At 73.1% G+C, this 16,659-nt stretch carries 12 protein-coding genes; 8 read left to right on the top strand and 4 right to left on the bottom strand.

Annotated features, from left to right (window positions below):
* The first annotated feature begins 110 nt into the window (after window positions 1–110).
* The 3 genes from L7N97_RS09380 to L7N97_RS09390 are packed head-to-tail and all read left to right on the top strand — an operon-like array spanning window position 111 to window position 5,382.
* Complete coding sequence (locus L7N97_RS09380; RefSeq protein WP_237478044.1) at window positions 111–1,322, top strand: cytochrome P450; 1,212 nt, start codon at window positions 111–113, stop codon at window positions 1,320–1,322.
* A complete protein-coding gene (locus tag L7N97_RS09385) occupies window positions 1,319–4,615 on the top strand; it encodes a Dyp-type peroxidase (protein WP_237478045.1) in 3,297 nt (1,098 codons plus the stop codon). The genes L7N97_RS09380 and L7N97_RS09385 overlap by 4 nt, the downstream gene beginning before the upstream one ends.
* Window positions 4,612–5,382, top strand: coding sequence for a glutathione S-transferase family protein (locus L7N97_RS09390; RefSeq protein WP_237478046.1), 771 nt, complete (start codon window positions 4,612–4,614; stop codon window positions 5,380–5,382). The genes L7N97_RS09385 and L7N97_RS09390 overlap by 4 nt, the downstream gene beginning before the upstream one ends.
* A gap of 3 nt (window positions 5,383–5,385) precedes the next feature.
* On the opposite strand, the gene L7N97_RS09395 is transcribed toward L7N97_RS09390, so the two are convergent.
* Window positions 5,386–6,231, bottom strand: coding sequence for a formate/nitrite transporter family protein (locus tag L7N97_RS09395; protein WP_237478047.1), 846 nt, complete (start codon window positions 6,229–6,231; stop codon window positions 5,386–5,388).
* 195 nt (window positions 6,232–6,426) lie between these two features.
* On the opposite strand from L7N97_RS09395, the gene L7N97_RS09400 reads away from it, so the two are divergent.
* Complete coding sequence (locus L7N97_RS09400) at window positions 6,427–8,307, top strand: COG3904 family protein (RefSeq protein ID WP_237478048.1); 1,881 nt, start codon at window positions 6,427–6,429, stop codon at window positions 8,305–8,307.
* 6 nt (window positions 8,308–8,313) lie between these two features.
* Here L7N97_RS09400 and L7N97_RS09405 read toward each other — a convergent pair whose 3' ends face one another.
* Complete coding sequence (locus L7N97_RS09405; protein ID WP_237478049.1) at window positions 8,314–9,942, bottom strand: AMP-binding protein; 1,629 nt, start codon at window positions 9,940–9,942, stop codon at window positions 8,314–8,316.
* Window positions 9,943–10,036: 94 nt separating this feature from the next.
* On the opposite strand from L7N97_RS09405, the gene L7N97_RS09410 reads away from it, so the two are divergent.
* The 4 genes from L7N97_RS09410 to L7N97_RS09425 all read left to right on the top strand — a co-directional run bounded on the left by L7N97_RS09410 (window position 10,037) and on the right by L7N97_RS09425 (window position 14,547).
* Window positions 10,037–10,537 (top strand): RNA pyrophosphohydrolase, encoded by a 501-nt coding sequence (locus L7N97_RS09410; protein ID WP_237478050.1) that lies wholly within the window; start codon window positions 10,037–10,039, stop codon window positions 10,535–10,537.
* Window positions 10,538–10,623: 86 nt separating this feature from the next.
* Window positions 10,624–11,435 (top strand): IS5 family transposase gene (locus L7N97_RS09415; RefSeq protein WP_428980972.1). Its coding sequence is split into 2 segments (ribosomal slippage): window positions 10,624–11,056 and window positions 11,056–11,435, totalling 813 coding nucleotides; the frame shifts between segments, so codons are not numbered across the junction.
* A 247-nt stretch (window positions 11,436–11,682) separates the two neighbouring features.
* Window positions 11,683–14,160, top strand: a complete 2,478-nt coding sequence (locus L7N97_RS09420; RefSeq protein ID WP_237478052.1) for a GAF domain-containing protein — start codon at window positions 11,683–11,685, stop codon at window positions 14,158–14,160.
* A 12-nt stretch (window positions 14,161–14,172) separates the two neighbouring features.
* Window positions 14,173–14,547, top strand: a complete 375-nt coding sequence (locus tag L7N97_RS09425) for a response regulator (RefSeq protein WP_237478053.1) — start codon at window positions 14,173–14,175, stop codon at window positions 14,545–14,547.
* Window positions 14,548–14,595: 48 nt separating this feature from the next.
* Here the strand turns inward: L7N97_RS09425 and L7N97_RS09430 are convergent, their stop codons facing one another.
* Complete coding sequence (locus tag L7N97_RS09430; RefSeq protein ID WP_237478054.1) at window positions 14,596–15,873, bottom strand: class I SAM-dependent RNA methyltransferase; 1,278 nt, start codon at window positions 15,871–15,873, stop codon at window positions 14,596–14,598.
* Entirely contained in the window at window positions 15,863–16,612 is a 750-nt protein-coding gene (locus L7N97_RS09435) for a TlyA family RNA methyltransferase (RefSeq protein ID WP_237478055.1), read from the bottom strand. Before L7N97_RS09435 ends, L7N97_RS09430 begins: the two co-directional genes overlap by 11 nt.
* Between the last annotated feature and the right edge of the window lie 47 nt (window positions 16,613–16,659).

The following is a 16,659-nucleotide window of genomic DNA, read 5'->3' on the forward strand; positions in this document are numbered from 1 at the left end:
TATGCAACGGATTATCGCAGAACGGGCTCGACGCGATCGCGACCGGCAGTTACGTTTGACCCGCCTCGGATTCGACGCACGGTTTCAACCCCTCCGGTCACGCGAGCACCATGGCCAGCGACATCGCGACGCCGCCCGTCCAGCCCAGCGGGGTGTCCGGCTTCCTCGGCAGGCCCGGCGTCCAGGCTTTCGCGGCGCGCGCTTTCGCGGCGGCGTCGCGCTGGCTCGGCCGCCCGATCCGCATCGGCGACAAGGTCGTGGTCGGCCGCCACGCCGATGCCGTGGACGTGCTGTCGCGCGACCTCGAGTTCCGGATCGGCCCGATCAACGCCGAGAAGATCGAGGCGGTGAACGGGCCCTTCATCCTCGGCCTCGACCGCGGCGACAAGCTCGTGCGGGAGCGGTCCACGCTGTACCGCGCCCTGTCGGCCGTCGATTTCGACCCCCTGCGCAGCAGGATCGCCGACGAGGCGCTGAGGCGCGTCGCGGATGTGGACGGCATCGACGCGGTCGAGGACTTCGCCCGGCCGATCGCTGCGGCGACCGCCAAATCCCTGTTCGGGCTCGAAACCGTCGAGGATGCCCGCTTCACGGACGTGTCCCGCGCCATCTTCGGCCACATCTTCCTCAACCTCGGCAACGACGCCGAGATCAAGGCGCGGGCGCTGCGCGCCGCGCCGCTGCTGAAGGGGTGGCTAGAGAACGAGATCGCGAGGCGGCGGGCGGCGGGTTCCGCCGGCGACGACATGATGGGCGCCCTGCTGAAGGACCCCACCATCCCGAACGACGGGGCGGGTGACGACCTCGTCCGCCGCACGCTCGGCGGCATGCTGGTCGGCAGCATCGACACCACGGCCACCTGCGTGGCCAAGATCCTCACGGTGATGGGGAGCGATGCCGCGCTCGCGGCCAACATGGGGGCCGACGTGGACGACGCCGAGCGCCTGCGCGGCTGGTGCTGGGAAGCGCTCCGCCGCTGGCCCCACAACCCCATCGTGATGCGCAGCGCCGCGGTGGCGACGCAGATCGGCGACGTCGACGTCCGCCCCGCCGACACGGTGATCGTCTACACGCAGGCGGCCATGCTCGACGTCACGGCATTCCCCGACCCGCAGATCCTCAATCCCGGCCGCCCGGCCTCCAACTACCTCCACTTCGGCGGCGGCCTGCACCTCTGCTCCGGCGCGGACGTCAACGCCTTCCAGATTCCCCTGCTCGTCGGCGCCCTGATCAGGCGCGGCATCCGCGGCGTCGGCCCCGTCGCCTGGGCGGGCCCCTTCCCGGCGCATCTCGCCGTCACCTTCGGCCGGAGGGCCGCATGACCCAAGCGATGCTCACCTTCGTGGCGCCCCTGGCCGTCACGCGGCTCGCCGAGGCGGAGGCGGCCATCGACGCGCTGGGCAACCCCGCCAACGACGACGTCGAGGTCGCCCTCAAGCCGGCGCCGGGCGAGGAGGAGGGCACGCATTTCTGCAGCCTGCACGCGCTGCGCACCACCGACGGGCGGGCCGCCAACATCGTGTTCGAGATCTCGGCGGACGGCACCGAGGAGGCCGCGACGGAGCGGATCGCCCGCACGCTCGGGCCGCACCTGAAGCCGGTGCTGATGCTGGCCAGCGATTGGCCGGGCGGCGACGTCGCGGCCTACCTCGCGGCCCACAGCGTGAAGCTCAACAACGGGCTGTTCGGCAACCCCGGCGTCGCCTTCTCGGGGACGCCCGGCCTCACCGTCGGCCGCATCCTGTTCGAGCAGGATCTGGCGCAGTTCTGCGCCGGGATCGTCGAAAGCTTCGGGCTGGACGGGGGAGCCGCGGCGAATTTGCTGGCGCTGCCCGCCGAGGGCCACGAGGGGGCGGAGCCCCTGGTCATCCCCCCGAAGCCGGCGCTGTCGCGGCTCGCGGAGGTGAGGGCGGCGGTCGCCCGCGACCGCAGGTTCCGCGGCGCGCTGGACCCGGCGACGCCGGCGCCCCCGTTCACCGCCGGCAACCTCCGCGGCCTGATCGGCGCCGGCATCGTGCAGTTCATCGGCCTCTATCTGTGGCCGCTCGTCGCCCTGGTGGCCCTCGCGAGCCTCGTCGCCGGCATCGTCGACGCCCGCGCCGCCGTCGGGTTCTGGCACAGCGCCGGCGCCTTCCTGCTCGGGGCGGTCAGCACGGCCTGGGGCGGATTCTGGATCGCGCTCGCCGTCGTCGTTGCGGGCGCGGTCGCGGCCTATTTCGCGCTCCGCGACGCCGAGGAGAACGATTCGATCGAGACCCACACGGCCCAGCCGGAGCGCGACCGGGAGATGTACAAGCGCGAGAACAGGCTCGCGCAGAGCCACATGATCTCGATCACGCAGCGCAAGCCCGGTTGGCTGCGCTGGTTCACGGCCCGGCTGGTGTTCTGGATCGTGGGGCTCGCGGCGGGCCGCTACTTCAAGCCCGGCTTCCTGTCGGACATCGGCACGATCCACTTCGCCCGCTGGGTGACGGTGCCGGGCACGCGCGACACGCTGTTCATGTCGAACTACGGGGGAAGCTGGGAAAGCTACCTCGAGGACTTCATCACCAAGGCCCATGCGGGCCTCACGGCCGTGTGGTCCAACACCGTGGGTTTCCCGAAGACGCAGAACCTGTTCCAGCTCGGCGCCACGGACGGCGACCGCTTCAAGCGCTTCGCGCGCCACAGCATGGTGCCGACGCGCTTCTGGTACAGCGCCTATCGGGAGAGCACCACGGGCACGATCCGCGCCAACGCGCTGATCCGCGCCGGCCTGTCCGGCGTCATGACCGAGGACGAGGCGATCAACTGGCTGGCCCTGTTCGGCTCCGCCGCGCGGCCGAGCGTCAACCTCGTGTCCAGCGACATCCAGAGCCTCGTGTTCGGCGGCCTGGGCTTCATGCCCTTCGGCACCTGCCTGATCTGCCACCTGTCCGACGACCGCGCCCTGGCCCGCGACTGGCTCGCTCGGCTCCGCCACTTCGTCGCCTTCAGCGATGGCCGGCGGCTCGGCCACGAGGCCGTCGCGACCCTGGCGCTGTCCCCCGGCGGGCTGCGCAAGCTGGGCCTGCCCGAGGAAGCGGCCGCCACCTTCCCCCTGGCGTTCCAGGACGGCATGACGGCCTTCTACCGCCAGCGCATCCTCGGCGACACGGAGGACAGCGCCCCGGAGAAGTGGCGCTGGGGCAACGACGCGCCGGACGCCGCCGTGCTGGTCTACGGCCGCTCGCAGAAGGCGATGGAGGACCTGCGCGGCGTCCTCGTCAACACGCTGTTCCCCCGCACCGGCACGCGCCTCACCCACGAGGTGCCCCTGAAGCCCGTGACGGCGGACAAGCGCGAACCCTTCGGCTTCGTCGACGGGATCTCGCAGCCGGTGATCCGCGGCACCTACAAGGGGCGGCGCAACTCGGACGCGATCCACGTGGTGGAGCCCGGGGAGATGATCCTCGGCTATCCCGACGACCGCGGCTACATCCCGCCGTCGCCGACCCTGCCCGCGGGCCGCGACCCGTCCAACAAGCTGCCGCTGCTCGGCGCCCCGAACGACTTCTCGCGCACGGTCGCCGGCACGCCGCGCGACGTCGGCTTCAACGGCACGTTCCTGATCATCCGCGAACTGGAACAGCACGTGGACCGCTTCGAGGACTATTGCGCCGACGAGGCGGAGCGCCTGAACCCCGAATACGCGGCCTGGATCAGGGGCAAGATGCGGGCCGGGACCGATCGGCGCGACGCCTGGGCGGACCGGCACGAATACATCAAGCAGGTCCAGGACCAGAGGGCGGCGCGGCTGAGCAGCGGGACGACCGAGCCGATGAAGGGCCGGCTCGGCGCGCCCTACGTGGTCGACCCGGACTTCATCGCCGCCAAGCTCATCGGCCGCTGGAAGGACGGCTCGTCCCTGGTCCGCGAGCCCTACGAGGCCGCCTCCGTGCGCCGGGACCGCGTGCAGCGGCGCGTCGAGGAGCGGGCCGCGGAGTCGCCGCTGGACCTCGTCACCGAGTCGGCTTCCGCGCTGCAGCCGGCCCGGCCGAAGAGCCACCCCCGCGGCGGCACGCCCATCGACCCGGACGCCTCGCTGCCCGCCGAGATCGTCGCCCGGGCGACCGAGCCCGAGCCTTCCCGACGCGAGCGGCGGTCCATCGTGCCGGACAACGACTTCCTGTTCGGCGTCGAGGACCCGCGAGGGCTGCGCTGCCCCTACGGCGCGCACATCCGCCGCGCCAACCCGCGCGACAGCCTGTTCCCGGGCGACGCCGACCAGGTCGGCATCTCGAACCGGCACCGCATCACGCGCGTCGGCCGCTTCTACGAACCGGGGGACGAGCCGGCCCGGCCCGGCGGAAAGGCAGATCCCGGCCTCTTCTTCATGTGCTTCTGCGCCGACATCGAGCGCCAGTTCGAGTTCCTGCAGCAGACTTGGCTGAAGTGTCCCGGCTTCCACGACCTCGGGCGCGAGGCAGACCCGCTGCTCGGCGGCGCGAACGGCGCCAACGACACCTTCACCATGCCGACGCCGGACGGGCCGATCGGCCTGAACCCGATGCAGCGGTTCGTCTCGACCCGCGGCGGCGGCTACTTCTTCCTGCCGGGCCGTCGCCTCATCGACTTCCTGGTGGACCCGACGTGAGCGCCGCGCCGCGCTTCTCCATGGTGACCTTCGGCCCGATGATCGACAGCGAGCTGTCGCGCTTCGTGCTGGACCATTACGCCCTGCCCTACCGGGAGGAGCGGCACATGTTTCCCCTGGGCGCGCTGCTGTGCTTCCTGCGCAGCGGCAACCCCCGCATGCCGCTGATCGCCGGCCCCGGCGTGAAGGTCACCGGCCCGCGCGCCCTGGTGGACCATGAGGACCCCATCTGCGACCCGCAGCGCATCCTCGTGCCGGCGGAGCAGCCGCTGCGCACGCGGGTGGAGGCCGACTGGGACCGGTTCAACGGCGAACTCGGCACCTTCACGGCGCAGATCGCCTACTTCCACCTCCTGCCGCATCCCGACATCATGATGGAGCCCTTCACGCGCGGCGTGGGCCCGCTGGAGGCGCAGCTGACGTCGCCCCTCTACCCCACGCTGAACTGGCTGCTGGTGAAGCTCCTGAAGCTGCAGCCCGAGCTCGTGTCGGACGCGCTCGTCATGGCGACCCGCATCGTCGACGGGGTCGACCGGCGCATCGCGGACGGCCGCCGCTTCCTCAACGGCGACCGCCTCACCCTGTCCGACCTCGCCTTCGCGACCTCGCTGGCGCCCTTCATCCTGCCCGACGGCTACACGGCGCCGATCCCGCCCTACGACGTCATGCCCGCCGCGTTGCGCCGGATCATGGACGGGTTCAGGGCGCGGCCCTCGGCGGCGCTGGTCGGGCGCATCTACGCGGCCCGCCGGGCGCCTGCGGGCTGAGCGTCACTCGGCCGCCTGCATCACCGGGGCGGCGACGCGGCCGCCGGCGCGGGGGGCGCCGGTGCGGACGTGGGTCGAGTAGAGCATCAGGCCCGTGAAGGCGAGGCCGCCCACGATGTTGCCGATCAGCGTCGGGATCTCGTTCCAGATCAGGTAGTCGAGGATCGAGAAGTGGCCGCCCATCAGCAGCGCGGAGGGGAACAGGAACATGTTCACCACCGAATGCTCGAAGGTCATGAAGAAGAACACCACGATGGGCATCCACATGGCGATGACCTTGCCGGGCACCGAGGTCGAGATCATCGCGCCGATCACGCCGGTCGACACCATCCAGTTGCACATCATGGCACGCACGAAGAGCGTCAGCATGCCGGAGGCGCCGTATTTCTCGTAGCCCAGCGTGCGGGCCTCGCCGATGCCGGCGATGAAGGTGCCGACCGGGTTCGGCGCGGTGGCGAAGCCGAAGGTGAATACGATGGCCATCATCACCGCCACCGTGAGGGCGCCGGCGAAGTTGCCGAGGAACACGAGCACCCAGTTGCGCAGCACGTTGCCGACGTTCACGCCCGGGCGGCGGTCGATCAGCGCCAGCGGCGTCAGCACCACGACGCCGGTCAGCAGGTCGTAGCCGAGCAGGTACAGCATCGAGAAGCCGACCGGGAACAACAGCGCCCCCACGAGCGGCTGGCCGGTCGACTGGTTGATGGTGACTGCGAAAGCGGCAGCCAGCGCCAGGATGGCGCCCGCCATATAGGCGCGGATGAAGGTGTCGCGGGTCGCCATGAAGACTTTCGCTTCGCCGGCGTCGACCGCCTTCTTCACGAAATCCGCGGGCGCGAGATAGGCCATACCTGAAAGTCCTCGACGAAAGATGCCGACGTCCAGCACGCCCCGTGCCAGATCTGCCGACATCCCCTGCGGCGGCTCGGCTTCCCCGCCGCCTGTGTCCCGCCGGCACTGAGCCGCCCCGAAGTCTTCGACCATTGAAAGTTGCAGACCGGGCGCGATCTTTCCCCTCTGCCCCATGCCCGCCGGTGCCGCGCCATGCCCCGTCCGACGCCGAACCTGCCGGCCGTCCTCGTCCTCCTCGCCGTCGCGGCCCTGCCCCGGCCCGCCGCGGCCTTCACGCCGTCGGAAGCCAAGATGCCGATGACCGTGACGCTGGTGCGGAGCGACGCGCCGGGGTGCGGAGCGGACTGCCCGCGATGGCTGGCGCTGACGGGGCAGATCGGGGCCGGCACCCCGGCCCTGTTCGCCGCGGCGCTGGCTCGGCTCGGGCGCAGCAACGTCCCCGTGCTGGTCGACTCGCCCGGAGGCTCCGTGCAGGCCGCGATGGCGATGGGGCGGGCGATCCGCGCGCGCGGGATGACGGTCGCCGTGGCGGGGACGAGCCTCGACGACTGCGCGCCGGCCGACCGCGCCTGCGCGGCGCTGCGGCAGGCCGGCGAGCGGCCGGGCTTCGTGGCGGGCGGCGTCGCGGCCTGCGCTTCGGCCTGCGTGCTGATCCTCGCCGCGGGGAAGGAGCGCTCCGTCGGGCCGAACAGCTACGTCGGCGTGCACCAGATGGTCGTGCACCAGACGCTCACGCGCGTGATGAACTATTTCCGCGTGATGCGCCGCATGGTGCACGGCCACCCCGTCGAGGTCAGCCGCACGCTGGTCGAGACGCGCCCGATCTCGTCCCGGCAGGTCGTGAAGGCCGCGTCCGAGACGATGTATTCCGAGGTCGACCGCTACCTGCTCGGCCTCGGCATCGCGGAATCCATCATGCCGCTGATGCGCTCCGCCCCGCCGAGCGGCATTCACTGGATGACGCTCCCCGAGGTGGCCTCGACGCGGATCGCCACGGAGGCGGCGGAAGCGCGCGTCCTGGTCGAGCGCTCCGCCGCGCCCGCGCGCACGGCGCCGGAGCGCCCGTCCGTGATGGCGGTCGCCACGTCCCGCCTCGGCCCGGCCGCGCAGCTTGCCGGCATCGTGGACTGGAGCCTGTCGCGGGCCGACGGCGCGCCGGCCCTCGCGGCCTCGGTCGAGATCCCGGCGCGTCCCCTCCGCGGCACGCTGGCGCTGCGCCGCGACGAGGCGCCCGGCGGGGCCGGCGGCTTCGTCGCCGCGTTGAACTTCGGGGAGCCGGCGTCGATCGAGCCGGGGCGGGTCTGGACCGTGGGGGCGCCGAGCATCTGCAAGGGGTCGGAATGCCTGCCCTACTTCACGGCGGCCGCGGAAACCGACGACGGCCACGGCGCGCGCGCGTTCCGCGTCAGGGCCGGCTGGTCGGACGGCTTCCTGGAGCACCTCGCCGACGGCACCTCCGTGTCGGTCCCGCTCACGGCCGACGACGGCAGCAAGGGCTGGGTGTCGCTGTCGCTGACGGACCAGACGCGGGCGACGGTCCGGGACTGGGAGCACCTGTGCTGCGGGCTGGCGCCCGCCGAAGCGGCGACGGCGGCGGGCACGATCGCCGGGCCTCCGACGCCGGACGAGAAGCCGGCGACGGCGTCCTGGACGGTGCAGCGCGAGGGGACGCTGCCGCCGCAGCCCGGCACGACCTACCTCACGGGCAGCATCGCGGTGCCGAGCGTGGGCCTCGCCCTGTCCCTGCGGGCCGGCCTGGCGCAGCGTGTCGGCTCGGGATCCGTGGTGCTGACGATCGATGCCGCGGCGGACGCGGCGCGCTTCGGCCCCCTGACGGACGTCGCCGTCGAGACCGTCATGTCGCCCGACGGCCGCGCGGCCGTGCTGCCCGCCGTGGCGAGCCGCCGCGGCGGCCTCCACGAGGTCCTGCTGGGGGCCGGAGCCCCGTTGCCGCCCGATCCCTCTCTCGCGCTGGTGCTCACGGACGGCCAGGGCCGTCGGATCAGGGTCGCGGTGCGCTTCCCGAGCGGGCTCGCGGACCTGCTGAGGGCGTCGACGCGCCCCGCGAGCTGAGCCGCGTCAGCCCCGCTCGCGCAGCATTCGCCGCATGACCTTGCCGGTGACGGTCATCGGCAGGTCCGGCACGAAGGCCACCTCGCGCGGATATTCGTGGGCCGACAGCCGCGTGCGGACGAAGAGCTTGATCTCCTCGGCCAGCGCGTCCGAGGGCGCGACGCCGTCGCGCGGCACCACCCAGGCCTTCACGATCTCGGTGCGCAGCGGGTCGGGCACCCCCACCACCGCCGCGGCCGCGACGGCGGGGTGGCGGATCAGGCTCTCCTCGATCTCGACCGGGCCGATGCGGAAGCCCGACGAGGTGATGACGTCGTCGTCGCGGCCGAGGAAGCTGACGTAACCGTCGGCGTCCGCCGCGGCGCGGTCGCCCGTGGTCATCCAGCCGCCGACGAACTTGGCCGCGGTGGCCTCGGGCCGGCCCCAGTAGCCGAGGAACAGCGTGGGGTCGGGCCGCCGCACCGCGATCGTGCCGGGCTCGCCCGGCGCGCAGCGGCTGCCGTCGTCGCGGAGCACCGCGACGTCGTGGCCCGGCGTGGCGCGGCCGATCGCGCCGGCCCTGACGATCCCCCGCGCCGCCGAGGAGCCCAGCACGTAGTTGCACTCGGTCTGCCCGTAGACGTCGTCGACCGGGCAGCAGAAGGCGCGCCGCGCCCAGGCGCCCGTCTCCTCCCCGAGCGCTTCGCCGGCCGAGGTGACGCTGCGCAGGCGCGTGGCGGCGCGATCCCCGTCCGGCGCCGCGGCGCGCAGCATCCGCAGCGCGGTCGGCGGCACGAAGGCGCGCGTCACGGGGTGGTCGCGCAGCAGGCGGAACACCGCCTCGGCGTCGAAGCCGCGGCTGCGCATCGCCACGACCGGCACGCCCTCGTGCAGGGCGGGCAGCACGGCGTTGAGGAGCCCGCCCGCCCAGGCCCAATCGGCCGGCGTCCACATCAGCTCGCCCGAGCCGGATCCCTGGGCGGGGAAGCCCGCGTGGGAGTAGAGGACGCCCGGCACGTGCCCGGCCAGCACCCGGTGGGCGTGCAGCGCGCCCTTGGGCTGGCCCGTGGTGCCCGAGGTGTAGATCATCAGGGCCGGGTCCTCGATCGAGGTGTCGAGGGGGGCGAAGTCCCCCGCCTCGCGCTCGACGATCTCGTCGAGGCCCAGCACGGCGCCGTCCCGCCCGTCCACCGACACCACGGCCCGCAGGGCGGCGGGCGCCGGGCGGATCGCGGCGATCTTCGCGGCGCCGTCCGCGTCGGTCACGGCGAGGGTCACGCCGGCGTCGGCGAAGCGGTAGGCCAGGGCCTCGGCGCCGAAGACCGCGGCCAGAGGCAGCACGATCGCGCCGAGCTTGTAGGCGGCGCACTGCGCCACCAGCGCGTCCGCGCCCTGAGGCAGGAACACGGCGACGCGGTCGCCCGGCGCGACGCCGAGGCGCCGCATCGCCAGCGCGAGGCGGTCGGACCGGCGCTTCAGCGCGCCGAAGCTGTCGACGGTGGGACGGGAGCCGTGGAGGTCGATTACCGCCGGGCGGTCCGGGTCCAGCGCGGCCCAGCGGTCGAGCACCGCCGCGCCGATGTTGAAGCGCGCCGGCGCGACGACCTTCCGCCGCGCCGGTCGGCGGTCGCGGGGACGCTGAGGTTGGTCGAGCATGGCCGGATCGTCCATATGACGGGACGGATCCCATATCATATTGCGGTGCAGCGACAGCAACCGCTGCAGCGCAACCGAGACCCTGGACGACCCGATGACCGAGGCTTCCCTGCCCTATCGACCCAACGTCGGCATCGCGCTGTTCAACGCGGCGGGGCTGGTCTTCGCCGGCACGGCGGTGAACGACGGGCCCGAGGTGGTGCGGACCGGCTACGAGTGGCAGATGCCGCAGGGCGGCATCGACCCCGACGAGGACATCGAGGCGGCGGCGCGGCGGGAGCTGTGGGAGGAGACGGGGATCTCGGAGGTGTCGGTGCTGGCCGTGACGGAGGACTGGTGGCCCTACGACTTCCCGCCCTACGGCGGGCGGGCGCACAAGCTCAGCGCCTTCCGCGGCCAGACGCAGCGCTGGGCGGCGCTGCGGTTCGAGGGCGACGAGGCCGCGATCGACCTGACCCGTCCGCCGGCCGGCTGCGTGGTGGAGTTCACGTCCTGGGCCTGGGTGCCGCTGCGGTCGCTCCCCGCGCGCGTGATGCCGCACAAGCGGGCCAACTACGAGCGCGTGGTGGAGGCGTTCGGACGGTTCGCGGGGTGAGTGTCCGTCCGATAAGGGCACGTGGGGTTGAGTGGCCGGGGCTGAGATGATTCCAGGAGGGTGCTGAAACCTGATCTGGAACCGCCATGTGGACCCCGGCCACCCGCGAGCAGCATAGCCGCTCCGAACTCCGCTACTCAACCGATCTGACCGACGCCGAATGGGCCGTCATCGAACCGCTGTTGCCGCCCGGCAACCCGCTCGGACGGCCCCGGCTGTGGTCGTTGCGGGAGATTGTGAACGGCATTTTCTATGTGCTGCGGGGCGGCGTTCCCTGGCGCCTGTTGCCGAAGGACCTGCCCCCGAAGAGCACGGTGTACGGCTACTTCAGCGCGTGGCGCGATGAGGGCCTGTTCGCCGGCATCAACCACCATCTCGTCATGCTGGATCGCGAGCGGGCCGGGCGAGAGGCTTCGCCCACCGCGGCCGTGCTCGACAGCCAGAGCGTGAAGACCACGGAGAGCGGCGGTCCGCGGGGCTACGACGCGGGCAAGAAGGTGAAGGGTCGCAAGCGCCGGCCCTGGTCGACACGGACGGCCGCGCCCTGGTGCTCGACCCGCAGCCGGCCGACGTGCAGGACCGCGACGGGGCCGTGCCGGTGCTCAAGCAGTCACGCCGTTCATATCCTTTCATCGCCAAGGCCTTCGCCGACGCGGGCTACGCCGGCGACAAGCCGGACAGCGCCACGCTCATCGCCGTCGAGATCGTCCGCAAACCACCCGGGCAGGTCGGCTTCGTGGTTCACCCCCGGCGATGGGTGGTTGAGCGCTTCTTCGCCTGGATCAGCCGCAATCGACGCCTCTGGAAGGATCCGGAGGCCACAATCGCATCCGCAAAGGCCTTCCTCTACGCTGCGTCCGTCATGATGCTGCTACGTCGCATAGGTTGCGCAGCCTGACTTCCCGGACGGACTCTGAGCCTCCCCCGCCCCGAAGCCTGAACGGTCCGAGACAGAGGAGCATACGCGGACCGTGATCCGAAGCGGGCTCGCCGACCGTCGCGCCCGGGATGGCCGGAGCAGACCGGCAGGCTGCGGCCCGCGACCGGTGTCCCGAGCGACGCCGTCCGAGCCTTCGGCCTCGCGGAGGTGGACGATCCCGTGTCGGTGACGCACAAGGGAGCACGCTGTTTCGGACCTTGGTGCGATGACTCCTCTACCGCCGCTTCGCGTCGGCGACGCGGACCGCCTGGCTGCGCTCGACGGCTTCGGCATCCTCGACACGCCCGAAGAGGCCGGCTTCGACGACGTCGTCCATCTCGCCTGCCGCCTCTGCGCCGCGCCGGTGGCGTTGGTCAGCCTCGTCGCGGGCGACCGGCAGTGGTTCAAGGCACGCCTCGGCTTCCCACCCTGCCAGACCGACCTGAACAGCTCGGTCTGCGCCCATGCCCTCGCCACGCCGGAGCGGCTGCTCGTCATCCCCGACCTCCGCGAGGACCCGCGCACGGCCGCGAATCCGCTCGTCACCGGAGACCCGTTCCTGCGCTTCTACGCCGGCGCCCCTCTGGTCACCCCGGAGGGGCAGGTGCTCGGCACGCTCTGCGTCATCGACCACAAGCCTCGCCCGAACGGCCTGACGGACCGGCAGGCCGACGACCTCAGGGCGCTCGCCCGTCAAGTGATGGCTCAATTGGAACTCCGCCGCGCCATCGCGCACCGGGACGCCGTGCGGGAGGAGGAACGGCAGGCCTTCCGGGCGCGGGAAGCGCTGCGCGACGCGCAGGCCGCCGTGGTCGCGGCCGACGGCGACCTCGACTCCGTGTTGGCGGCCGTGGTTCGCGGCGCGCTGCACACCGTGCCGGCGGCCGACGGCGGCGCCGTCGAGCTGGTCGACGGCGCGGACCTCGAATACCGCGCCGCCGCCGGGACCCTCGCGCCCCACGTCGGGCTGCGCGTGCCGCTCGCCGGCAGCCTCGCCGGGCACTGCGCGACCAGCCGCGTCCCGCAGCGGATGGCCGATGCCGCCCTCGATCCTCACATCCGCCGCGACCTCGCCGAGCGTCTCGGCCTCCGCTCGGCCATCGTCACGCCCGTGCTGCGCGGCGACGTCGTCCTGGGCGCCTTGAAGCTTCAATCGGCCGAGCCGGATGCCTTCACCGAGCGCGACCTGGAACTGCTCGGCCTGCTCGCCGGCGTGGCGACGGCCGGCCTCGCGACCGCGGAGGCGGGCGCGCTGATCCGCGCCAAGGACGTGTACTGGCGGGGGCTGTTCGACCGCCTGAGCGAGGGCTTCCTCGTCGCCGAGGTCGTGCGGGACCGGACCGGCGCCATCGCGGATTGGCGCTACCTGGAGATCAACCCGGCCTGGGGCGCCCTGGTGGGCGTGGATCCCGCCACGGTCGTCGGCCGCACCATCCGCGAGGTATTCCCGGGCGTCGAGGACGCTTGGGTGGACGAGTTCGCCGACGTCGTCCGGACCGGCGAGCCGGCCGCCTTCACGCGCCAGGTGGGCACGCTCCGGCGCTGGTACGAGGGGCGCGCCTTCGCCCTCGGCGGCGACCGCTTCGGCGTGCTGTTTCTGGAGGTGACGGCCCGCGTCGAGGCGGAGCGCCGGCGCGACGCGCTGCTCGGCCTCGGCGACCATCTCCGCGACGCGGCCGACAGGGACGAGATCGCAACCGCAGCGGCTACCGCCGTCGGCGAGGCGCTCGGCCTCAGCCGCGCCGGTTACTGTTCCGTGGACGCTGACCGCGAAACCATCGCGGTCGAACAGGACTGGCGCCTGCCAGGACTGCCGAGCATCGCCGGTGAGCATCGCTTCCGGGATTACGGCAGCTACATCGAGCAGCTCAAGCGCGGCGAGACGGTGATCGTGCACGACGTCCGCACCGACCCGCGCACCGCCGCCGACGCCGACAGCCTGGCCGCCGTCCAGTGCCGAGCCCTGTTCAACCTGCCCGTCATGGAACGGGGTCGTTTCGTGGGCCTGCTGTTCGCGCTCTGCGGCGAGCCGCGCGCCTGGACGGACGAGGAAGCGCGCTTCCTGCGCGAGGTGGCAGACCGCACGCGGGCCGCGGTGGCCCGTGCCGAGGCCGAGGAGCAGCAGCGCCTGCTCAACGGCGAGCTGGCCCACCGCCTCAAGAACACCCTCGCCATCGTGCAGTCGATCGCCACCCAGACCCTGCGCGGCGTGACGGAGCGCGACATCGTCCAGGCTTTCGACAGGCGCGTCCTGGCGCTGTCGCGCGCCCACGACGCGCTCGTGCAGAGGAGCTGGTCGAGCGCGGGAATGCGCGCCGTCATGGAGGGCGTGCTCACCCTGCAGGCGGACATCGGCCGCTTCCGCTTCGACGGGCCCGACATGGACGTCAGCGCCGACGCGGCCATGTCGCTGTCGCTGCTGATGCACGAACTCGCCACCAACGCCCTCAAATACGGTGCCCTCTCGGCCGCCAGCGGCACGGTGCGCGTCGCGTGGCGCACGGAGGAGGCGGCGGAGCCGATGCTGGCGCTGAAATGGGCCGAGAGCGGCGGCCCGCCGACGCAGCCGCCGAGCGGCCGGACGGGCTTCGGCTCGAAGCTGATCCGCATGGGGCTGCTCGGAACGCGCGATGCGGACATACGTTATGAGGTTTCGGGTCTGCAGGCCGCCTTCAAGGCGCCGCTGGCACAGGTCCGGGCGTAGGTGCGGGCATCCATGACAGAGTACCGCTCGGACGGTCCCACCTTCGTGCTCGTCGTCGAGGACAATCCCGTCCTGACCCTGGCGCTGGTCGACTTCGTCGAGGAGGCCGGCTGCGAGGCCGTCGAGGCGTCGAGCGTGGACGAGGCGATCCGCATCCTGGAAAGCCGCACCGACATCCGCACGGTCTTCACAGACCTGGACATGCGCGGCTCCACGGCCGGCATGAAGCTCGCGCTGTCGATCCGGGACCGCTGGCCGCCGATCGAGCTGCTGCTGATCTCGTCGCAGCCTTGGAAGGACGACGAACTGCCGCACAGGGGCGTGCTGATCGGCAAGCCCTTCGACCGGCGCAGGATCGTCGACCAGTTGCGTCGTTTCGCGGCCTGACCGCTCACCGCCCGCCTCGGCGGCCCGCGGGGGCCGGCGCGGCATCGGCTACGACAGCAGCCTCCGCTTCTTCGCCGGCGCGGCCGGCCGCGTGAACAGCGCCACCAACTCGACGTGCGCCGAATACCGGAACTGGTCGACCGGCTCGACGCCCTCGATCCGGTAGCCGCCCGCCACCAGCGCCGCCGCGTCGCGCGCGAAGGTGCCGGGGTCGCAGCTCACCGCCACGACGCGCGGCACGCCGGATCTCGCGATCTCGGCCGCCTGCGCGGCGGCGCCGGCGCGGGGCGGGTCGAACACCACGGCGTCGAAACCGGCGAGCTCGGCCGCGGCGAGCGGGCGCTTGAACAGGTCGCGCACCTCGGACTTCGGCTGGCGCAGGCCCGGCGCCGCGGCGGCGGCCCGCACCAGGGCCGCCATGGCGGCGCGCTCGGAATCCACCGCCGTCACGGCTGCGGCCTCGCCGAGCCGCAGCGCGAAGGTGCCGACGCCGCAGAACAGGTCCGCCACCCGCTTCGCCCCGTCGACGCCGGCGCGCACGCGGGCCGCCAGAGCCTCCTCGCCCGCCTCCGTGGCCTGCAGGAAGGCGCCGGGCGGCATCTGAAGCGCGGCGCGGCCCATGCGCAGGGTCGGCGCGCGCGCCTCCACCAGCACCTCGCCGTGGTTCGACAGGCGCGCGAGGTCGAGGGCCGCCGCGGCCGAGATCAGCGCGCGCGCCTGATCGTCGGACGCCTTGCCGAGGCCGCGCAGGTCGAGGTCGAGCCCCGTGTCGGTGGCTGTGACGACGATGTCGAGCGGCCGGCCGGACTGGCTGAGGATGGCGGCCACCCGCCGCGCCGCCGGCAGCGCCCCCGCCATGCCGGGCGACAGGATGGGGCAGAACTCCAGGTCGACGATGGCGTGGGCGCGCGCCTGCATGAAGCCGACGCGCGGCGGGGCGCGCGGGGCCTCCAGCCGCGAATGGAAGGTGGCGCGGCGCCGCCCGGCCCCGTGGGCGTCGAGCGTCGGCGCCACCGGGGCGTCGAGCCCCGCCTTGGCGAGCGCGGTGACGACGAGGTCGCGCTTCCAGGCGAGGTAGTCGGGCGGGGGGAGCGTCTGCACGGCGCAGCCCCCGCAGGTGCCGTAGTAGGGGCAGACCGGGTCGAGGCGGTCGGGCCGGGCCACCAGCGTCTCGACCACGCGGCCGCGCTCGCCGTCCCGCTCGGCCAGCACGGTCTCGCCCGGCAGGGCGTAGGGCACGTAGACGGTTCCGCCGTCCGCGTGCGCCACGCCCTCCCCGCGGCGCCCGAGGTGGTCGATGGCGAGGCGGACGGCGTCAAACGTCACGGCGGCGGGCTCCGAGCAGGAATTCGGCGTTGCCGTCGCCGCCGCTGATCGGCGACGGGTGGAGGCCGAGGACGTCCCAGCCCTCGCCCTCGACGAGCGCCGCGGCGTCGCGGCACACGGCGGCGTGGACCGCGGGGTCGCGCACGATGCCCTTCTTGAGGGCGGCGCGCCCGGCCTCGAACTGCGGCTTGACCAGCGCCACCAGGGCGCCGCGCGGCGCCGCGAGCGCGAGGGCGGGCGGCAGCACGACGCGCAGCGACACGAAGCTCGCGTCGCAGACGACGAGGTCGACGGGCGCGTCGAGCGCCAGCGCCCGCACGTCGGTGGACTCGCGCGAGGTCACGCGCGGGTGGGCGCGCAGCGAGGGGTGGAGCTGGTCGCGGCCGACGTCGACGGCGGTGACGTGGGCCGCGCCCCGGCGCAGCAGCACGTCCGTGAAGCCGCCGGTGGAGGCCCCCACGTCGAGGCAGGCGAGGCCCGCGGGGTCGAGGCCGAAGAGGTCGAGCCCCGCGGCGAGCTTCACGCCGCCGCGCGACACGTAGGGGTGGGGCGCGGTGGCGCGGAGCACCGCGCCGGCGGGCACGCGGCTCGCCGGTTTGGCGACCGGCGCGCCGTCGGCGGTGACGAGCCCCGCCGCGATGGCCTCGGCGGCGCGCGCGCGGCTCTCGAAGAGGCCCGCCGCCACGAGGGCGAGGTCGGCGCGCCGGGCGGTCTCGGCTGTGGCGGCGTTCGGCGTCATGCCGCTCCGTGGCACGATGCTCCGGCTCACCGCAAGCCCGCACGGCA

Origin of the sequence: Lichenibacterium dinghuense (assembly GCF_021730615.1) — a bacterium.
Taxonomy (GTDB): Bacteria; Pseudomonadota; Alphaproteobacteria; order Rhizobiales; family Beijerinckiaceae; genus Lichenihabitans; species Lichenihabitans dinghuensis.

Bases quoted from the DNA above. Each gene is read 5' to 3' on its own strand.
- L7N97_RS09380 (WP_237478044.1), top strand. From the start codon at position 111: ATGGCCAGCGACATCGCGACGCCGCCCGTCCAGCCCAGCGGGGTGTCC.
- L7N97_RS09385 (WP_237478045.1), top strand. From the start codon at position 1,319: ATGACCCAAGCGATGCTCACCTTCGTGGCGCCCCTGGCCGTCACGCGG.
- L7N97_RS09395 (WP_237478047.1), bottom strand. From the start codon at position 6,231: ATGGCCTATCTCGCGCCCGCGGATTTCGTGAAGAAGGCGGTCGACGCC.
- L7N97_RS09400 (WP_237478048.1), top strand. From the start codon at position 6,427: ATGCCCCGTCCGACGCCGAACCTGCCGGCCGTCCTCGTCCTCCTCGCC.
- L7N97_RS09405 (WP_237478049.1), bottom strand. From the start codon at position 9,942: ATGCTCGACCAACCTCAGCGTCCCCGCGACCGCCGACCGGCGCGGCGG.
- L7N97_RS09410 (WP_237478050.1), top strand. From the start codon at position 10,037: ATGACCGAGGCTTCCCTGCCCTATCGACCCAACGTCGGCATCGCGCTG.
- L7N97_RS09420 (WP_237478052.1), top strand. From the start codon at position 11,683: ATGACTCCTCTACCGCCGCTTCGCGTCGGCGACGCGGACCGCCTGGCT.
- L7N97_RS09425 (WP_237478053.1), top strand. From the start codon at position 14,173: ATGACAGAGTACCGCTCGGACGGTCCCACCTTCGTGCTCGTCGTCGAG.
- L7N97_RS09435 (WP_237478055.1), bottom strand. From the start codon at position 16,612: ATGACGCCGAACGCCGCCACAGCCGAGACCGCCCGGCGCGCCGACCTC.